Origin of the sequence: Phenylobacterium sp. (genome assembly GCF_035569475.1) — a bacterium.
Taxonomy (GTDB): domain Bacteria; phylum Pseudomonadota; class Alphaproteobacteria; order Caulobacterales; family Caulobacteraceae; genus Phenylobacterium.
On sequence record NZ_DATMNA010000105.1, the window covers coordinates 1 to 18,637 of the forward strand.

Consider the following 18,637-nt stretch of genomic DNA (forward strand, 5'->3'; position numbering starts at 1 on the left):
GCGGTCCATCTCGCAGAGCACGTCGCGGATGGTCTCGCCCTTGGAGTTCTCCTTCACCCAGCCGATGTCGAGGCCGGCCAGGTCGCTCATGGCGAACGGGCCCATGGGGAAGCCGAAGTCGTAGAGCACGCGGTCAATGTCCCAGGGCATGGCGCCTTCCATGACCAGCTTCTGGGCCTCGCGCTGGCGCTGGGAGAGCATCCGGTTGCCGATGAAGCCGGGGCAGACGCCGGCCAGGACGGCGATCTTGCCGATCTGCTTGGCGAGCTTCATCGAGGTGGCGATGACGTCCTTGGCGGTCTTCTCGCCGCGGATCACTTCCAGCAGCTTCATGACATTGGCCGGCGAGAAGAAGTGCAGGCCGATCACGTCCTGGGGCCGGCTGGTCACCGAGGCGATCTCGTCGATGTCGAGGTAGCTGGTGTTGGACGCCAGGATGGCGCCGGGCTTGGCCACCTTGTCGAGGCGCGCGAAGATGTCCTTCTTGATGTCCATCCGCTCGAAGACGGCTTCGACGATCAGGTCGCAGTCGGCAAGCTTGTCGAAGTCCAGCGAGCCGGAAAGCAGGGCCATCCGAGCCTCGGTCTCCTCGGGTTTGGCGGTGCGGGAGCGCTCGTAGTTCTTGCGGATCGTGGAGAGGCCGCGCTCCAGGGCCGCCTCCTGCACCTCGACGATGGTCACCGGGATGCCGGCGTTCAGGAAGTTCATGGCGATGCCGCCGCCCATGGTGCCGGCCCCCAGGATTCCGACCTTCTTGATCGGCCGGATCGGCGTGTCGTCCGGCACGTCGGGGATCTTGTTGGCCTGGCGCTCGGCGAAGAAATAGTAGCGCTGGGCCGCCGACTGGGCGCCCATCATCAGCTCGCTAAACAGCGTGCGCTCGGCCTTGAGACCGTCGTCGAAGCTGGCGGAATTCACGGCGGCCTCGACGGCCTTGATGTTGTTTTCCGGCGCCATGAAGCCGCGGAACTTGCGGGCGTTGGCCTTGCGGAAATCGGCGAAAATCTCGGGTTGGCCCTTGGCGGCTTCGAGCTTGGCGTTGTTGTCGCGCACCTTCACCAGGGGCTTTCCCTCGGCGACCGCCTTGCGGGCGAAGGCCAGGGCGCCTTCCTTGAGCTTGCCCTCTTCCACAATCTCATCGACCAGGCCGACGGCCAGGGCCTGCCTGGCGGGGACGTGGCGGCCGGAGGTGACCATGTCGAGGGCGGCTTCGACGCCGACGATCCGCGGCAGGCGTTGGGTGCCGCCGGCGCCGGGCAGCAGGCCAAGCGCCACTTCCGGCAGGCCCACGCGGGCCGACGGCACCGCGACGCGGTAGTGGGCGCAGAGCGCGACCTCCAGGCCGCCGCCAAGCGCGGTGCCGTGTATGGCGGCGATCACCGGCTTGGGCGAGCCTTCCATCATGTCCTGCACCTCTTGCAGGCTGGGGCCGGCCATGGCGCCGCCGAATTCGGTGATGTCGGCGCCGGCGATGAAGGTGCGGCCCTCGCAGATCAGCACGATGGCCTTGGCGTCGGAGGCGTTGGCGGCCTTGAAGCCCTCGAACAGCCCCTCGCGGACCTTGGCCGAGAGCGCGTTCACCGGCGGCGAGTTCAGGGTGATGACCGCGACGTCGCCCTCCTGGGTGAGGGTGGTCACCGAATTGATCTCGGCCATGCTGGGCTCCCTGGGATTTGCCGCGGCGCCTCGTTCATCTGGGTGGGCGACCGCAAGAATTCAAACGCTTGTTACAGGCCACGCTGGACCCTTCCAAGTCAAATGTGCGAGGGGATTTGCCGAGGCAAAAGCGGCGCTGGCCGCGTCAACGAAGGGGATGCGCCCATGATGCTCGACATGTTCTCACTGAAGGGGCGCGTGGCGCTCGTCACCGGCGGCTCGCGCGGCATCGGCAAGATGATCGCCCGCGGCTTCCTGGAGGCCGGCTGCGCGAAGGTCTACATCTCCTCGCGCAAGGCGCCGGCCTGCATCGAGACCGCTGAGGAGCTGGGTCCCAACTGCATCGCCCTGCCGCAGGACGTCTCCACCGTGGAGGGCGTGAAGGCCCTGGTCGCCAAGTTCCTGGAGCACGAGGACAAGCTCGACATCCTGGTCAACAACGCCGGCGCCGCCTGGGGCGCGGCCTTCGACGAGTTCCCGGAGAGCGGCTGGGACAAGGTCCTGAACCTGAACCTGAAGTCGCCCTTCTTCCTGACCCAGGCCCTGCACGGCGCGCTCAAGAAAGCCGGCACGCACGAGCGGCCGTCGAAGGTGATCAACATCGCCTCGATCGACGGCATCCGGCTCAATCCGCAGGAGACCTACAGCTACCACGCCTCCAAGGCCGGGCTGATCTACCTGACCCGCCGGATGGCCGCGACCCTGATCGCCGACCACATCGCGGTCACCGCCATCGCGCCGGGCGCCTTCGCCTCGGAGATGAACCGGGTGGCCCGCGACCAGGGCGAGGAAGTGGCCAAGCGCATCCCCTCGCGCCGCATCGGCAAGGACGAGGACATGGCCTGCGCGGCCATCTACCTGGCGAGCCCGGCTGGCGACTATGTGGTCGGCGACACCATCGCCGTCGACGGCGGCGTGGCGCTGGCGATGACCGGGGGGCTCTGAAGTCATCATCCCTCCTCTTTAGGGGAGGGTGGACGAGGCGAAGCCTCGGACGGGTGGGGGTGTGGGGGCCAGGACTCCGACGTCCGAGCTTGAGCGTGATTCCCCCACCCTGATCGCTTCGCGATCTGTCCCTCCCCTAAAGAGGAGGGATCGCCGCCAGCTCCGCCTTCCGCTCGCGGCGGCGGGCGGTGAGGATGTGCTCGGTGTAGCCGTTCGGCTGGACGCGGCCTTCGAAGATCAGATCGACGGCCGCCTGGAAGGCGACGCTGGCCGCCGGGTCGGGGCTCATCGGGCTGTAGGCCGGGTCGCCGGCGTTCTGGGCGTCAACCACCTTGGCCATACGGGCGAGGGTCTCGCGCACCTGGGCCTCGGTGCAGACGCCGTGATGCAGCCAGTTGGCGATATGCTGGCTGGAGATGCGCAGGGTGGCGCGGTCCTCCATCAGCCCCACGTCGTGGATGTCGGGGACCTTGGAGCAGCCGATGCCCTGGTCGATCCAGCGGACCACATAGCCCAGGATGCCTTGGCAGTTGTTGTCCAGTTCCTGCTGTACGTCGGCGGCGTTCCAGTTGGACTTCGCGAGCGGCGGGGTCAGCAGGTCATCGAGGCCGGTGGTGGTCGCGCTCGCGATCATCCGCGCCTGCAAGGTCGCGACATCGACCTCGTGATAGTGCAGGGCGTGCAGCACCGCGGCGGTGGGCGACGGCACCCAGGCGGTGTTCGCGCCGGACTTCGGGTGGCCGATCTTGGCCGCCAGCATGGCCTGCATCCGGTCGGGCGCCGCCCACATGCCCTTGCCGATCTGGGCGCGGCCGGGGAAGCCGGCGGCGAGGCCGATCTCGACGTTGCGCTTCTCGTAGGCCGGGAGCCAGGGCTCGGCCTTGATGGCTTCCTTGCGCACCACGGGCCCCGCCTCCATGGCGGTGTGGATTTCGTCGCCGGTGCGGTCGAGGAAGCCGGTGTTGATGAACACCACCCGCTCGCGCGCGGCGTGGATGCAGGCCTTGAGGTTGGCGCTGGTGCGGCGCTCCTCATCCATGATGCCGAGCTTGACGGTGTTGCGGGCGAGACCCAGGCCGTCCTCCACGAGGTCGAACAGCCGCACGGCCAGCGCGACCTCGTCCGGCCCGTGCAGCTTGGGCTTCACCACATAGACCGAGCCGGCGCGGCTGTTCCGCCGGGCGCCGTTCAGGTCATGCAGGGCGGCGGCCACGGTGATCAAGGCGTCGACGGCGGTCTCATAGACCGGTCGGCCTTCATAGCGGACCATGTCGGTCAGCATATGGTGGCCGACGTTGCGCACCAGCATCAGGCTGCGGCCGCTCAGGATGAGCTCGCCGCCGAGCGCGGCCTGATAGGTGCGATCGGCATCCAGGCGACGCGTCTCGGTCTGGCCGCCCTTGGCGAAGGTGGCGACAAGGTCGCCGCGCATCAGGCCCAGCCAGTTGCGGTAGACGCCCGTCTTGTCCTCGGCGTCCACGGCCGCGACGGAGTCCTCGCAATCCTGGATGGCCGTGAGCGCGGCTTCCACCAGGAGGTCGGCGACGCCCGCCGCATCGTCCTTGCCGATCGAATGCTGGCGGTCGATCAGGATCTCCAGGTGCAGGCTGTTGTGGCGCAGCAGCACGCCCTGCGGCGCCTCCGCCGGGCCGCGCCAGCCGACGAACTGCTCGGGCATGGCCAAGCCGGTCTGGGTTCCGTCCCGCAGGCTCACCACCAGCCGCCCGGCCGACGTCGCATAGGCGCTCGCCTGCGCATGTGAACCGTGGGCCAGCGGGGCCGTCCGGTCGAGGAAGGCGCGGGCGTAGGCCACCACCTTGGCGCCCCGCGCCGGATCGTAGCCCTTCGCGCCGGTCGGCGGCTCCAGGGCGTCGGTGCCGTAGAGGGCGTCGTAGAGACTGCCCCAGCGGGCGTTGGCGGCGTTCAGGGCGAACCGGCCGTTGGAGACCGGCACGACGAGCTGCGGCCCGGCCAATCTCGCGATCTCGGGGTCGACATTCTCGGTGGCGATCCGGAAGCCCGCGGGCTCGGGCAGGAGGTAGCCGATCCCGCGCAGGAAGGCGGTCTCCTCCGCCAGGTCCAGGGGCTGGCCCCGCCGCGCCCGCCACCAGGCGTCGATCTGCGCCTGCAGGTCGTCGCGGCGCGCCAGCAGGGCGGCGTTGGCCGGGGTGAAGTCCGCCAGGATGGCCTCCAGCGCCGACCAGAAGGCGATCGGCGTGACCTCCGTCCCAGGCAGAAGTTCGCCCTCCACGAAGGCGTGCAGGAGGTCGTCGACCGAAAGGCTGGGGGAGATTTCCATGGCGGGACCGGTGGCGTCGGGGGCGAAGCGATCGAAGGCGTGAAAGATGCCGGGGGCGGAGGAAAAAGAAAGGCCCCCGCCCTGAGGCGGGAGCCAAGGTCCTTTCGAGGCCCCCTTCCGGCGCTGAGGCCTTAAGCGAACTGGTTCATCGTGTTGTGGACGCCGCCGGCCTTGAGGGCCGCTTCGCCGGCGAAGTATTCCTTGTGGTCGTCGCCGATGTCCGAGCCCGACATGTTCTGGTGGCGGACGCAGGCGATGCCCTGGCGGATCTCCTCGCGCTGGACGTTCTGGACGTAGCCCAGCATGCCCTGGCTGCCGAAATACTCCTTGGCCAGGTTGTCGGTCGACAGCGCCGCGGTGTGGTAGGTCGGCAGGGTGATCAGGTGGTGGAAGATGCCCGCCCGCTTGGCCGCGTCCGCCTGGAAGGTGCGGATCTTCTCGTCGGCCTCGATGGCCAGCGCCGTGGTGTCGTAGTCGACGCTCATCAGCTTTTCGCGCTCGTAGGCGGAGACGTCCTTCCCGGCCTTGGCCCAGGCGTCATAGACCTGCTGGCGGAAGTTCAGCGTCCAGTTGAAGGACGGGCTGTTGTTGTAGGCCAGCTTGGCGTTGGGGATCACCGCGCGGATGCGGTCCATCATGCCGGCGATCTGCTCGATGTGCGGCTTCTCGGTCTCGATCCACAGCAGGTCCGCGCCGTTCTGCAGCGACGTGATCGAGTCGAGCACGCAGCGGTCCTCGCCGGTGCCGGCGCGGAACTGGAACAGGTTGGAGGGCAGGCGCTTGGGCCGCAGCAGCTTGCCGTTGCGGTTCAGCACCACGTCGCCGTTCTTCATGTCGGCCGGCGAGATCTCCTCGCAGTCGAGGAAGGAGTTGTACTGGTCGCCGATGTCGCCGGGCTCGCGGCTGACGGCGATCTGCTTGGTCAGGCCGGCGCCGAGCGAGTCGGTGCGGGTGACGATGATCCCGTTGTCGACGCCCAACTCCAGGAAGGCGTAGCGGCAGGCGCGCACCTTCGCCAGGAAGTCGTCGTGCGGGACGGTGACCTTGCCGTCCTGGTGGCCGCACTGCTTCTCGTCGGAGACCTGGTTCTCGATCTGCAGGGCGCAGGCCCCGGCCTCGATCATCTTCTTGGCCAGCAGGTAGGTGGCCTCGGCGTTGCCGAAGCCCGCGTCGATATCGGCGATGATCGGCACGACGTGGGTCTGGAAGTTGTCGATCGCGTCCTGGATCTTCTCTTCCTTGGCGGCGTCGCCGGCGTCGCGCGCGGCGTCGAGGTCGCGGAACAGGCCGCCCAGCTCGCGGGCGTCGGCCTGCTTCAGGAAGGTGTAGATCTCCTCGATCAGGGCCGGCACCGAGGTCTTCTCGTGCATCGACTGGTCCGGCAGCGGACCGAAGTCGGAGCGCAGGGCCGCGACCATCCAGCCGGAAAGGTAGATGTACCTGCCCTTGGTGGAGCCGAAGTGCTTCTTGATCGAGATCATCTTCTGCTGGGCGATGAAGCCGTGCCAGCAGCCCAGCGACTGGGTGTAGTTCGCCGGGTCGGCGTCGTAGGCGGCCATGTCCTGGCGCATGATGCCGGCGGTGTACTTGGCGATCTCCAGGCCGGTCTTGAAGCGGTTCTGCAGGCGCATCCGGGCCACGCCCTCGGGATCGATGCCGTCCCACGCGCCGTTCTTGCCCTTGATGAGCTGGCTCATCTCGATGATGTGGTCCTGGTAAGCCATCTGCCTCTTCCGCGTCTGGAGCGGGGACGCGAGAGCGCCCCCGGAACTTGCCATCGCCCTAACGCGCGGACGGCCCGGCTGTGGAGAGGCCGCAAGGTTGAGCTGTAAAACTTTACAGATCTGTGGTGTAACTCTGTAAGGTTCTCGGCGGACAGAGTTGATATGGCGATGGAACGCGGCCTCTACGTCGGCCCCCGACTGCGGCGGATGCGGCGCGACCTGGGCCTGACCCAGGCGGACATGGCCGCGGCCCTGGAGGTTTCGGCCTCCTACATCGCGCTTCTGGAGCGCAACAACCGGCCGCTGACCGCGGGCCTGCTCCTGAAGCTCGCCCAGACCTACGACATCGACGTGACGGCGCTGGGCAGCGGGGCGGCGGAGGATACCGCGCGCCTGCAGGGGGTGCTGAAGGACCCGATCTTCGCCGGCCTCGAGTGGGCGCCCAACGACCTCACCGACATGGCCACCAACTATCCGGGGATCACCGAGGCCATGCTGCGCCTCTACACCACCTATCAGGAAGGCCAGCTCGCCTTCGCCGACCGCGAGGCCGGGACGCGGGGCGACGAGGCCGACGACGCCGCCGATCCGGTAGCCGACTCGCGGCGCTTCCTGGCGGCGCGGCGCAACAGCTTCCCTACCCTGGACGACGCCGCCGAGCGGCTGGCCCAGGCGGTGGGCGCGCGGGAGAACTTCGCCGGCTACCTGCGCGAGCGGCACGACCTCAAGGTCCGCCGGGTGCCGCCGAGCTTCATGGTCGGCTCGACGCGCCGGCTCGACCGCCACCGCCAGGAGATCCTGCTGGACGACAGCCTCGACGCCGCCAGCCAGGCCTTCCAGCTCGCCCTGCAGCTCTGCTACCTGGAACTGGGCGAGGAGATCGGCGCGGTGCTGGCCGGCGGCAGCTTCGCCAGCGAGAGCGGCGAGCGGCTGACGCGGCGGGCCCTGGCCAGCTACGCGGCGGCGGCCGTGCTGATGCCCTACTCCGCCTTCGCCCGGGCCGTCGAGGCGCGCCGCTACGACGTGGAGGCCCTGGCCCGCCAGTTCGGCTGCAGCTTCGAGCAGACCGCCCACCGGCTGACCACCCTGCAGAAGCCCGGCCAGGAGCGGGTGCCCTTCTTCTTCATCCGCGTGGACCCCGCCGGCAATGTCTCGAAGCGCCTGGACGGCGCCGGCTTTCCCTTCGCCCGGCATGGCGGCGGCTGTCCGTTGTGGAGCGTGCACCACGCCTTCCGCACCCCGCGCGAGATCGTCACCCAGTGGCTGGAGCTGCCGGACGGCCAGCGATTCTTCTCCATCGCCCGCACGGTGACCGCCGGCGGCGGGGCGTTCGGCGCGCCCCGGGTCGAGCGGGCCATCGCCCTGGGCTGCGCCGCCGAGCACGCCAGCAAGCTGATCTACGCCGCCGATCCCGCCGCGCCGGGACCGGACACCGCGACCCCGATCGGCGTCACCTGCCGGCTTTGCCAGCGCACCGAATGCACCGCCCGCTCCGAGCCGCCGATCGGCCGCCTGATCCTGCCGGACGACATCCGCCGCACCAGCCTGCCGTTCGGTTTTTCCGACAGTTGAGCCCGCCCCGCCGGGTTCGGCGAACGGGTTACGGAATTGCATCGGCGGACACGCGCTAAGTGACTGGCGTAACGCTAATTTCCGTGCACAAATCATCGAAAATATCGGGAATGAAACACATTCCCGGATAAGAGTGCTGGGAAGCGAAACATGGCTCAGGCGGCGATCCAGTCCACGGACCGGTTCGAGCGCAAGCGCGAGGCGATTCTGGACGCCTCGACGGCGCTGTTGAATGCGCGTGGCGTCAAGGGGCTGACCCTTGGCATCGCGGCGGCGGCGGTGGACCTGTCCACCACCAGCGTCACCTACTACTTCCGACGAAAGGACGACCTGGCCGCGGCGGTGATGCTGCGCGGCGTCCACAGCCTGACCGAGATCGTCAATGTCGCGCTGGCCGAGCCGACGCCCGCCCAGCGGCTGCACGCCCTGCTGCGGCTCTACCTGCAGCGGATGCGCCGCGCGGCGCTCGGCGAGGCGCCGCAGTTGCCGCTGTTTTCCGACCTGCGGGCGCTGTCCATGCCCCAGCGCGGCGAGGTCTCTGCGGCCTATCTGAAGATGTTCCGCCGCGTGCGGCAGATCTTCGAGGCGCCGGAGCTGGCCTGGCTGTCGCGCGGCCGGCGCACCGCCCGCACCCACATGCTGCTGAACCAGCTTTTCTGGGCCGCGGCCTGGCTGCCCAAATACGACCCCGAGGACTACGGCCGGGTGTGCGAGCGGATGTACGACGTCCTGGCCGCGGGGCTGGCGGCCGACAATTCCGTCTGGGCGCCGCAGCCGGTCCCGATCGCCGAGGCCGCGCCGCGCGGCCGCCAGGAGATCGCCTGCGAGACCTTCCTGACCGCCGCCACCAAGCTGATCAACGCCCGCGGCTACCGCGGCGCCTCGGTGGACAAGATCTCCGCCGAGCTGAACGTCACCAAGGGCAGTTTCTACCACCACAACGACGCGAAGGACGACCTGGTGGTGGCCTGTTTCGAGCGCACCTTCGACGTCATGACCCGCGTGCAGCGCCAGGCGCTGACCCTGCCCGGCGACCAGTGGACCCGCCTGTCCAGCGCCGCCGCGGCGCTGGCCGAATACCAGCTCTCTGAGCACGGGCCGCTACTGCGGACCTCGGCGCTCGCGGCGCTGCCCGAGGCCATCCGGCGCGAGATGGTGCAGCAGTCCGACAAGGTCTCCGACCGCTTCGCCTCGATGATCTCGGACGGCATCGCCGAGGGCTCGATCCGCCCGGTCGACCCGTTCGTGGCCGCCCAGATGCTGAACGCCACGGTGAACGCCTGCGGCGAGCTCGGCGCCTGGGTGCCGGACGTGAGCCAGAAGGCGGCGCCGGCGGTCTTCGCCCGGCCGCTGCTGATGGGCGTCTTCTCGCGCTAGACCCTGATGCGCTCTAGGATTCGATCCCCTCTGCGACCCGCTCGGCCTTTGCCACGAGTTCGCGGAGCGTCTCTTCGTGCCGCTGGCGCGTGATCCCGTATCGGGTGAGGCAGAAGAGCGCGAGGCCGTAAAGTGCGATCGTGACCGGCGCATAGATCAACCCGAGGTTCCGGACAATCTGCGGGTCGACCTGGCCCGGGCGGGCATGCTGCGGAAAGTGGATCGCCGCCAGCAACATGCCCGAGGCGAAGATGCCGATGCCGCTGACCGCCTTGTTGATGAAGGCCGCGGCGGCGAAGAACAGGCCTTCGGAGCGACGGCCGGTCCTCAGTTCCGAGTCCTCGACGATGTCGGCGATCATCGACGCCATCAGGATTGCGCCGGCCGTGCCGAGGCAGACGGTCGCGACGCCCAGCGCCAACAACATCGGAAAGATCACCGGCGACCCGTTGGGCGGCAGGAGACCCGCCAGGCGCAGGCTGATCGGCCCGATAGCGCACATGCCCGCGATGGGGATGATCGTAAGGGCGCCGGCCTTCTTGCCGAGACCCTTCGACAGGAGGGGTGTGACCACGAAGGACAGGGCCGCGCCAGTCAGGCTGGAGAAGGTGAAGATCGAGATCTGGGCCGCTGACAGCTCCCAGAAGTAGGTCTGGAAATAGAGCCCGATGGAGAAGCCGAGGCCTACGGCCATGGCGAAGAACAGCGTGCCCCCCAGCATCGCCAGAAACGAGCCATGGGCTAGCGTGGTGAACATCTCACGCGCCAAGACCCCCAGCGTGACCTCGCGCCGCGGCGGCTGGCGCAGGTAGGGAATCTGGCGGTGCGTGCCCAGCGCCGAGGCCAGGATCGCGAAGAGCATGACCCCGGCGGCGGCCAGTCCGTAGGCGGCATAGCCGGCCGGATTGAGCTGCCCCACCTTGTGCGCCGCGTCAGGCCTCAGGAAGACCTTGAAAGCCATGAAATACATGAACAATCCCCCGATCCACTGGAAGAGGAAGCGGTAGTTCAGGAGCTTGGTGCGCTCGTCGTACTCCGCCGTCAGCTCGGCCGAGAGCGCCGTCGACGGGATTTCATAGCCGGTGATGAAGGTGCGGATCAGGACCGCCGTCGCGATGAGATAGACGAACAGCGCGCCCTGGCTCCAGCCATGCGGCGGGTTCCAGATCAGCAGGTAGGTGATCGCGACCGGCGCGGCGGCCGCGTACATGAACGGGTGTCGCCGGCCCCACTTGGATCGCCAGTTGTCCGAGATCTGGCCGGTGATCGGGTCCAGGAAGGCGTCGAAAACCAGCGCGATCATGATCGCGAAGCCGACGGTCGCCGACGGCAGGCCGACGACCTGGTTGTAGAAAATCAGCAGGAAGGTCTGAAAGCCGTTGTCCTTCACTCCGAAAGCCACCGAGCCCAGGCCGTAGAACAGCTTGGTGGGCAGGCTCAGGCGCCGGGCGGCAGGATGGATTGCGGGTTCAGCGGACACGCCGGGGTCCTCCTGCCGCGGGGGCGGCGCTCGTCGGACTTCCGGCCCCTTCGGGGTCGCGCCCGCTCTGTCTGCACCGACCGTGCGGTAGGCTCACAGGGCCGTCAACGGCTTTGATCCCGCGGCGCCGAAAGGTTCGAACGGCCGGGATGTCGACCGTCAGATCCTGCCGCAAAAACAAAGGGCGCGCCCTTGCAGGCGCGCCCTCCGATCCGGAAATTCCGGGGTCTCAGAAGCGGTACTGGAACTCCACGCCGAAGGTCCGCGGCGGGGTCAGGGCGTAGGTGGTCGCGATGCCGTTGAAGGACGGGGTCTTCTGCACGGCGTTGAACGTGCCCGGGATCGCGCCGGGCAAGCCGGCGGTCATCCCGGCCGCCGCGATCGTCGAGGCCGAATAGATGCCCGAATAGCGCGAACTCGTCGAGCCGCCGTCGTAGCCCAGGGTGTTGAAGGCGTTCTTGACGTAGGCGATGATGCTGTAGCGGTTGTCCTTGCCCTTCCAGGTCAGCCGTCCATCCCACTGATCCCACGACGGGGCCTCGTTGTACGAGCGCTCGAAGATCGTGCCGTACTGCTTGTCCCGCCAGATGTAGGAGACTTCCGGGACCAGGGTGCCGCGCTCGGTCTCGATGGCGTAGGTGACCGCGACCGCCACCTTGTTCTTCGGGTTCTGCGGCAGGCTGTTGCCGCTGAGGTCCTGGGTGCGCTGGTTGAAGCCGGTGTTGACGTCGCAGATGCCGACCGCGGTCCCGCAGGCGGCCAAGGCCCCTTGCGGCTTGGCGCCGGAGGCCAGGGCTTGCGGATCCGACGGATCGACGATCCCGGAGAGGCTGACCACATGGGCGTCGTCGTAGGAGTAGTTGAACAGGACGTTGAGGTGCTCGACCGGGGCCCAGTTCACCTCCAGCTCCACGCCCTGGCTGACCGACTTCGGAATGTTCAGGTAGCGGCTTTGGCTGGTGGCCAGTTGGCCGCTGGTGGACACCACGGTGAGCGGCGCCTGGAAGTCGCGGAGATCTTCATAGAAGACCGCCAGGTTCACCTGCAGCGTGCGGTCGAAGAAGTCCTTCTTCATGCCGATTTCGTAGTCGTTGATGTGCTCCGGGTTGGTCTCCGGGAACTGGCCCGCCGAGGAGGTCACGCCGGAGTTGAAGCCGCCCATCAGGTAACCACGGCTATAGCGGCCATAGAACATGGTGCCGGGCGCCGGATCCCACTGCAGGCCCGCCGTCCCGGTGGTCGCCGACCAGCTCGCGGCATAGTTGCGGGTCGCAAAGCCGTCGGGCGTGAAGGTGATGCCGCCCGACTTGCCGTTGTTCACCACACCCGCCGGCGGGGGAACGACCGTGCCCGTGGTGAGCCCCAGCAGGGGGCCGTAGACGACGGCCGCGGTGACGTCGACCGGCGGCGTCAGGCTGCCGAGGAGTTCCGGCGTGGTGCCGCAGGCGGTGGTGGCGAAGCACATCAGCCGCACCGCCTCCGTGCCGGTGAGCTTGTCGTGGCTGTAGCGCAGGCCGACCGTCAGCTTCAGGGTGTCGGTGAACTTCCAGTCGACCTGACCGAAGCCGGCGTAGGATTCCTCGTCGAACTGCGGACGGTCGTCATAGATGCGGCGCTGGAAGTCACGACCGACGGCGCCCGTCAGGGGCGCCACGGCCGCGTTCACCGTCCCGTCGAGGGCGGCGTTGTTCGGCTCGGTGGTGAAGACCGGCTGCTTGTAGCCTTCCTTGTAGTAGTAGAGGCCGCCCAGCCACTGGAACGCGCTGGTCCCGCTGGAGGCGATGTTCAGCTCGTGGCTGAAGTTGTGATAGTCCTCCTGGTAGGTCGAGCTCTGGATCGCCTGGAAGGTCAGCGGCGTGCAGACGCCGATGGCGACGAGGGTCGGCGAGCAGGTGGCGGCGGGCGGACCCGCGGTCGCCGTGCGCAGCGGGACCTGGAACGACGTGACCGAGCCGGCCGTCGAGTTATCCGAAACCAGGGTGTAGTGGTAGTTCAGCCCGCCCCCGATGTACTTCACGTCGAAGCCATCGAAGTGGTAGGCGAAGTTGACCGACAGGCCATAGGTGTCGTCCAGCGAAACCGTCTGCGCGACGTTGGTCGCGAAGTTGCGGTGGTCGCCGGTGAGCGCCGGGTTGGTGCAGCCCAGCGGGCTGGTGTTGACGACATTGGCGACCACGCCGCCGGGCGCGCAGGCGAAGCCGGCGCTGAGGTTCTGGGCTCCGAATTCCGAGAAATTGGCCGGGCCATTGGTGTAGCCGGCCCGGGCGCCGGGGCCCCCGGAACCGTTGTTCCAGCCCTGGACGAAGGCCTTCATCCAGCCGTCGGCGTGCTCGCCGAACTTCGCCTGCAGTTGGCCTTCCACGTAGAACTGGTCGATGACATTGCCCTCGGAGGGCATGCCGGGGACGATGTTGGTGTAGTAGCCGTCGCGCTGCTTCTCCCAGCTACCGCCCAGGCGGTACTGCAGGTCGGGCGCCAGCGGCCCGGAGACCGCGGCTTCGAAAAGCGTGCGGCCATAGTTGGCGATGGTGCCGCGGACTTCGGCGTAGGGGTCTTCCGTCGGGCGCTTGGAGATCACGTTGATCGCGCCGCCGATGGAGTTGCGCCCGTAGAGCGTCCCCTGCGGGCCGCGCAGCACTTCCACCCGATCGGTGAAGATCGGCGACTTGCCGGCGGTGGTCGTCGAGGTGGTGTAGATGCCGTCGTCATAGACCGCGACCGGCACGGCCACCGGGTGGGCGTTGGTCAGGCGGCCGATGCCGCGCAGCGAGGCGCGGTCGTTGGCGCTGGTGTAGTTCAGGCCCGGCGTGAAGTTGGTCAGGTCCTGGATCGACTTGATCCCCAGGAGGTCGCGCTTCTCGGACGTGAAGGCCGAGATGGCCACCGGCACGTCCTGCAGGCTCTGCGACCGCTTTTCGGCGGTGACCACCAACTCTTCGATGGTGCCGGCCGCCGCGGCGGTCGCCGCGGGCTTGGTCTGAGCGTGCGCCGACGTCCCAAGAACGGCGGCGAACAGCAGTGCGCTTGACGCCAACAGGCGAACCTTGTGTTGCAACTTATCCTCCCCAGCGGCCTGATAGGCCCTTGATTAAATTATAGGTTTATTGCGCCTCGCCGGCCGCGCAGGTGCGGGATCCGCAGGCTGCGACGCCGTCGGTTGGATGGCTCGAATTGTTCGGCAGGTCCGGATGCGACGGGGCGCAGGTCATGGCGTGGCGGTGCGAACTCGCGATCGCGCGCCCGGCCTGAAGCCGCCCCTGCCCCATGTTGTCCTCCCTTGCCGCCCTTTTCGACGACTTCGTCAGGCGTTCCGCAGCCGTTCGGCCGCAGTCACCTGATCCTATTGTTCGGCGAACCTGAGGTAGGGCTTCGAGAGCGTCAACGATTTTCGCTCTGACAGAACGGCATTTTTCCAAAAGTCGGCATGGCCGCCACAGATTCAGCCCAAAAAAACAAGGGCGCGCCCTTGACGGGCGCGCCCCAAAAAGCCGGGAGGACGGCTGATTTAGTTTCTAGAATCGGTACTGGAATTCCACGCCGAAAGTGCGCGGCGGGGTCAGGTTGTAGCTGGTGGCGATGCCGTTGAAGCCCGGCGTCTTCTGCACGGCGTTGAAGGTGCCCGGGATCACGCCGGGCAGGCCCGGGGTCATGCCGGCCGCCGCGATGGTGGCGGCGGAATAGACGCCGGCGACGCGGGTGCTGGAAGCGCCGCCGTCATAGCCGAGCTGGTCGAACATGTTCTTCACGTACGCGATGATCGAGTACTTGTTGTCCTTGTCCTTCCAGGTGACCCGCGCGTCGGTCTGGCTCCACGACGGGGCCTCGTTGTACGAGCGCGTGAACACGCCGGCGTATTGCTTGTCGCGCCAGATGTAGCTGACCGACGGCGACAGCGAGCCCCGGTCGGTTTCCCAGGTGTAGGTCGCCGACAGCGCGATCTTGTTCCTGGGCGACTGAGGCAGGCTGTTGCCGCTCAGGTTCTGCGCCCGCTGCACCAGGCCGGTGTTCACGTCGCAGAGCGCGTTGCCGCCCGGCTGGGCCGGGTTGGTGCCCGTGCAGGTCTGCAGGGCGGTGAGCGGCTTGGCGCCGGCCGCGAGGGCTTCGGGATCGCTCGGATCGATGATGCCCGACAGGCTTTGAACGATGGCGTCGGTGAAGGAGTAGTTGAACAGGATGTTCAGGTGATCGATCGGGATCCAGGTGGTTTCCAGCTCGAACCCGCGGCTGACCGCCTTGGGGATGTTCAGGTACTGGCTCTGGCTGACCGCCAGGCTGCCGGTGTTGGCGACCACCGTCAGCGGGGCCTGATAGCCGCTCAGGTCTTCCCAGAACAGCGCCAGGTCGATCTGCAGGGTCTTGTGGAAGAGGTCCTTCTTGATGCCGACTTCGTAGTCGTTGTCATGCTCGGCGTCGGTGAAGGGGAACTGGCCCAGCACGCTGGTGACGCCGGAATTGATGCCGCCCATCAGGTAGCCGCGGCTGTAGCGGGCGTACATCATGGTGCCCGGCGCGGGATCCCACTGCAGGCCGGCGGTGCCGGTGGTGGCCGTCCAGGTGTGGTCGTAGCTGCGGGTGGCGAAGCCGTCCGGCGTGAAGGTGATGCCGCCGGGCTTGCCGTTGTTGACCACGCCCTTCGGCACGCCGCCGGTATAGCTCACGGCCCCGGTCACATCGATCGGCGGGGTGAGCGAGCCCAGCAGCTCCGGCGTGGTGCCGCAGGCCGTGACCGCAAAGCAGATCACGCGCACGGATTCGGTGCCCTGCAGCCTGTCGTGGCTGTAGCGCAGGCCGAGCGTGGCCTTCCAGTCTTCGGTGAACTTCCAGTCGACCTGGCCGTAGGCCGCGTAGGATTCCTCCTCGAACTGCGGCCGGTCGTCGTAGAGCCGGCCCTGGAAGTCCTGGGCCACCGCGCCGGTCGGAGACAGGATCGTCCCGGCGAGTTGGGTCTGGTTGGCGAGCGTCGTGAAGACCGGCTGCTTGTAGCCTTCCTTGTAGTAGTAGACGCCGCCGATCCACTGCAGCGGGCCGTTGTTGCTCGAGCCCAGGCTGATCTCGTGGCTGATGTTGTGGTAGTCCTCGGCGTAGGTCGACGACTCCGTCGGGTTGATCGTCAGCGGCGAGCAGACTCCGACGGCGACGAGTGTCGGCGAGCAGGTGGCGGCCGGCGCGCCTGAAGCCGCCGTGCGCAGTGGGATCTGGAACGAGCTGATCGACCCGGGCTGGTTGGTGCCGCTGTTATCCGAGAACAGGGTGTAGTGGTAGTTGATCCCGCCGCCGACGTACTTCAGGTCCATTCCGTCGAGGTGGTAGGTGTAGTTCACCGCGATGCCGTAGGCGTCGTCCAGCGAGACGGTCTGGGCCACGTTGCTGGCGAACTTCCGCGGGTCGGTCGAGGCGGGGTTCACGCAGCCGGTCGGCGAGGTGTTGACCACATTGGCCACGACGCCGCCGGGCGCGCAGGCGAAGCCCGCGTTGACGTTCTGGGTGCCGAACTCGCTGAAGCTATACGGAGCAGCGGTGTAGCCGGCGCGAGCGCCGGGGCCGCCGGCGCCGTTGTTCCACCCGGAGACATAGGCGCGCGCCCATCCGTCGGCCTTGTCGCCGAACTTCGCCTGCAGTTGGCCCTCGATGTAGTACTGGTCGACGACATTGCCTTCCGAAGGCATGCCGGGGACGACGTTGGTGAAGTAGCCGTCGCGCTGCTTTTCCCAGTTGCCGGCCAGGCGATATTGCAGGTCGGGCGCCAGCGGCCCGGAGATCGCGGCCTCGAACAGGGTGCGGCCGTAGTTGCCGATGGTGCCGCGGACTTCGGCGTAGGGGTCTTCGGTCGGGCGCCTGGAGATCACGTTGATCGCGCCGCCGATGGAGTTGCGGCCATACAGCGTGCCCTGCGGGCCGCGCAGCACTTCAACCCGGTCGGTGAAGATCGGGGTCTTGCCGGCCGTCACGGTCGAGGTCGTGTAGATGCCGTCGTCATAGACCGCGACCGGCACGGCCACCGGGTGGGCGTTGGTCAGGCGGCCGATGCCGCGCAGGCTCGGCCGGTCATTGGCGCTGGTGTAGTTCAGGCCCGGCGTGAAGTTGGTCATGTCCTGGATGGAGTTGATCCCCAGGAGGTCGCGCTTTGCGGACGAGAAGGCCGAGATGGCCACCGGCACGTCCTGCAGGCTCTGCGACCGCTTTTCGGCGGTGACCACCAGTTCTTCGATGGTGCCGCCCGCAGCGGCGGCCGGCGCCGCGGCGGCCGTGGTCTGGGCGTGGGCGGATGTCCCGAGCGCCATGGCGAACAGCACCGCGCCGGACGCCAAAAGGCGAACCTTGTTATTCAATTGAACCTCCCCAGTGGGCCTCGCGGCCAGGAAAAGAAAACAGCCTATTTTTCTTCCCACTGGCTGAGCCTCACCGAGGCGTCAACCACCCTGAGGCAAAAATACAACTCGCTTTCGAAAACACGGTTTGTTCAATAACGCTGTTCGTAATAGGTTTTTACCGCGCTGTTCAAAAAATGGGTTTGTATGGCGCGGGATATCTCGAGGCCGGACACAACCCTAGGATTTGCCGACGACCAACACGATCTTGCCCACGTGCGCCCCGGCTTCCAGGTGCGCATGGGCCTTGGCCGCCTCGGCCAGCGGGAAGGTCGCGTCGACCTGCGGGCGGACCTTCCCCGCCTCGATCCACGGCCAGGCCAGGGCTTCGACCGCGGCGGCCAGGCGGGCCTTCTCGTCCGGGTTGCGCGGCCGAAGGGTCGAGCCGGTGACCACGCCGCGCTTCTGCATCAGCCGTCCGATGGGCAAGGTCACGTCGCCGCCGCCGAGGCTGGCGATAAAGACGATGCGGCCGTCCATCTTCAGCGCGTCCAGGTCCTTGGCGAAATAATCGCCGCCGACCATGTCGAGGACCACGTCACAGCCGCCCTCGCGTTTTGCGATCTCCGCGAAATCTTCGCTCTTGGCGTCGATCGCCACGTCGGCGCCCAGGCCGCGGGCGGTCCGGGCCTTGTCGGCCCCGCGGGCGGTGGCGATCACCCTGGCGCCATGGGCCTTGGCCATCTGGATCGCCGTCGTGCCGATCCCCGAGGTCGCGCCGTGCACCAGGAGCGTCTCGCCGGGCTGCAGGCGGCCATGCTCGAAGACGTTGGCGAAGACGGTGAACACCGTCTCGGGCAGGGCCGCGGCCTGGACGAAGTCGAGGCCCTTTGGAATCGGCAGGGCGTGGCGCGAATCGCAGACGGCGTATTCCGCATAGCCGCCACCGCCCAGCAAGGCGCAGACGCGGTCGCCCGTCTTCCACCGCCCGGCGCCGGTCACCACCTCGCCGGCCACCTCCAGGCCCAGGGTCTCCGGCGAGCCCGGCGGCGGCGGATAGAGGCCCCAGCGCTGGAGGATGTCGGGCCGGTTGATCCCGGCGGCGCGCACCTTGATGAGGATCTGCCCGTCCTTCGGTTCGGGGCGGGCGATCTGCACGGCCTTCAGCGCCTCGGCGGGGCCCTTGCCGCCCTCGATGGCGATCGCGGTCATGGTCTCGGTCATGTGGAGAACTCCGGCAAAGCTGGGCGCCGGCGCGGGGCGCAAACTTGCGCTT

At 67.8% G+C, this 18,637-nt stretch carries 10 protein-coding genes; 3 read left to right on the top strand and 7 right to left on the bottom strand.

The features are described from left to right. The coding region (locus VNW53_RS16865) for a 3-hydroxyacyl-CoA dehydrogenase NAD-binding domain-containing protein (protein WP_325557008.1) at window positions 1-1,656 on the bottom strand (1,656 nt) is incomplete at its 3' end. A 165-nt stretch (window positions 1,657-1,821) separates the two neighbouring features. Here VNW53_RS16865 and VNW53_RS16870 point away from each other — a divergent pair. Beyond that, entirely contained in the window at window positions 1,822-2,601 is a 780-nt protein-coding gene (locus VNW53_RS16870; RefSeq protein WP_325557009.1) for an SDR family oxidoreductase, read from the top strand. 136 nt (window positions 2,602-2,737) lie between these two features. Here the strand turns inward: VNW53_RS16870 and VNW53_RS16875 are convergent, their stop codons facing one another. Next, complete coding sequence (locus tag VNW53_RS16875) at window positions 2,738-4,900, bottom strand: malate synthase G (protein ID WP_325557010.1); 2,163 nt, start codon at window positions 4,898-4,900, stop codon at window positions 2,738-2,740. Window positions 4,901-5,031: 131 nt separating this feature from the next. Continuing rightward, window positions 5,032-6,624 (bottom strand): isocitrate lyase, encoded by a 1,593-nt coding sequence (locus VNW53_RS16880; RefSeq protein WP_325557011.1) that lies wholly within the window; start codon window positions 6,622-6,624, stop codon window positions 5,032-5,034. 162 nt (window positions 6,625-6,786) lie between these two features. On the opposite strand from VNW53_RS16880, the gene VNW53_RS16885 reads away from it, so the two are divergent. Beyond that, window positions 6,787-8,196 carry a helix-turn-helix domain-containing protein gene (locus VNW53_RS16885; protein WP_325557012.1) on the top strand — a complete coding sequence of 470 codons (1,410 nt, stop codon included), beginning with the start codon at window positions 6,787-6,789 and terminating at the stop codon, window positions 8,194-8,196. Window positions 8,197-8,346: 150 nt separating this feature from the next. Further along, window positions 8,347-9,573, top strand: coding sequence for a TetR/AcrR family transcriptional regulator (locus VNW53_RS16890; RefSeq protein WP_325557013.1), 1,227 nt, complete (start codon window positions 8,347-8,349; stop codon window positions 9,571-9,573). Between the two features lie 13 nt (window positions 9,574-9,586). Here VNW53_RS16890 and VNW53_RS16895 read toward each other — a convergent pair whose 3' ends face one another. From VNW53_RS16895 to VNW53_RS16910, 4 genes are all read right to left on the bottom strand, one after another. Beyond that, window positions 9,587-11,053: an MFS transporter gene (locus VNW53_RS16895; RefSeq protein WP_325557014.1), complete on the bottom strand. Its 1,467-nt coding sequence runs from the start codon at window positions 11,051-11,053 to the stop codon at window positions 9,587-9,589. 229 nt (window positions 11,054-11,282) lie between these two features. After that, complete coding sequence (locus VNW53_RS16900; RefSeq protein WP_325557015.1) at window positions 11,283-14,087, bottom strand: TonB-dependent receptor; 2,805 nt, start codon at window positions 14,085-14,087, stop codon at window positions 11,283-11,285. A gap of 478 nt (window positions 14,088-14,565) precedes the next feature. After that, window positions 14,566-17,382: a TonB-dependent receptor gene (locus tag VNW53_RS16905; protein WP_325557016.1), complete on the bottom strand. Its 2,817-nt coding sequence runs from the start codon at window positions 17,380-17,382 to the stop codon at window positions 14,566-14,568. A gap of 219 nt (window positions 17,383-17,601) precedes the next feature. After that, complete coding sequence (locus VNW53_RS16910) at window positions 17,602-18,585, bottom strand: NAD(P)H-quinone oxidoreductase (RefSeq protein ID WP_325557017.1); 984 nt, start codon at window positions 18,583-18,585, stop codon at window positions 17,602-17,604. Window positions 18,586-18,637 lie beyond the last annotated feature (52 nt).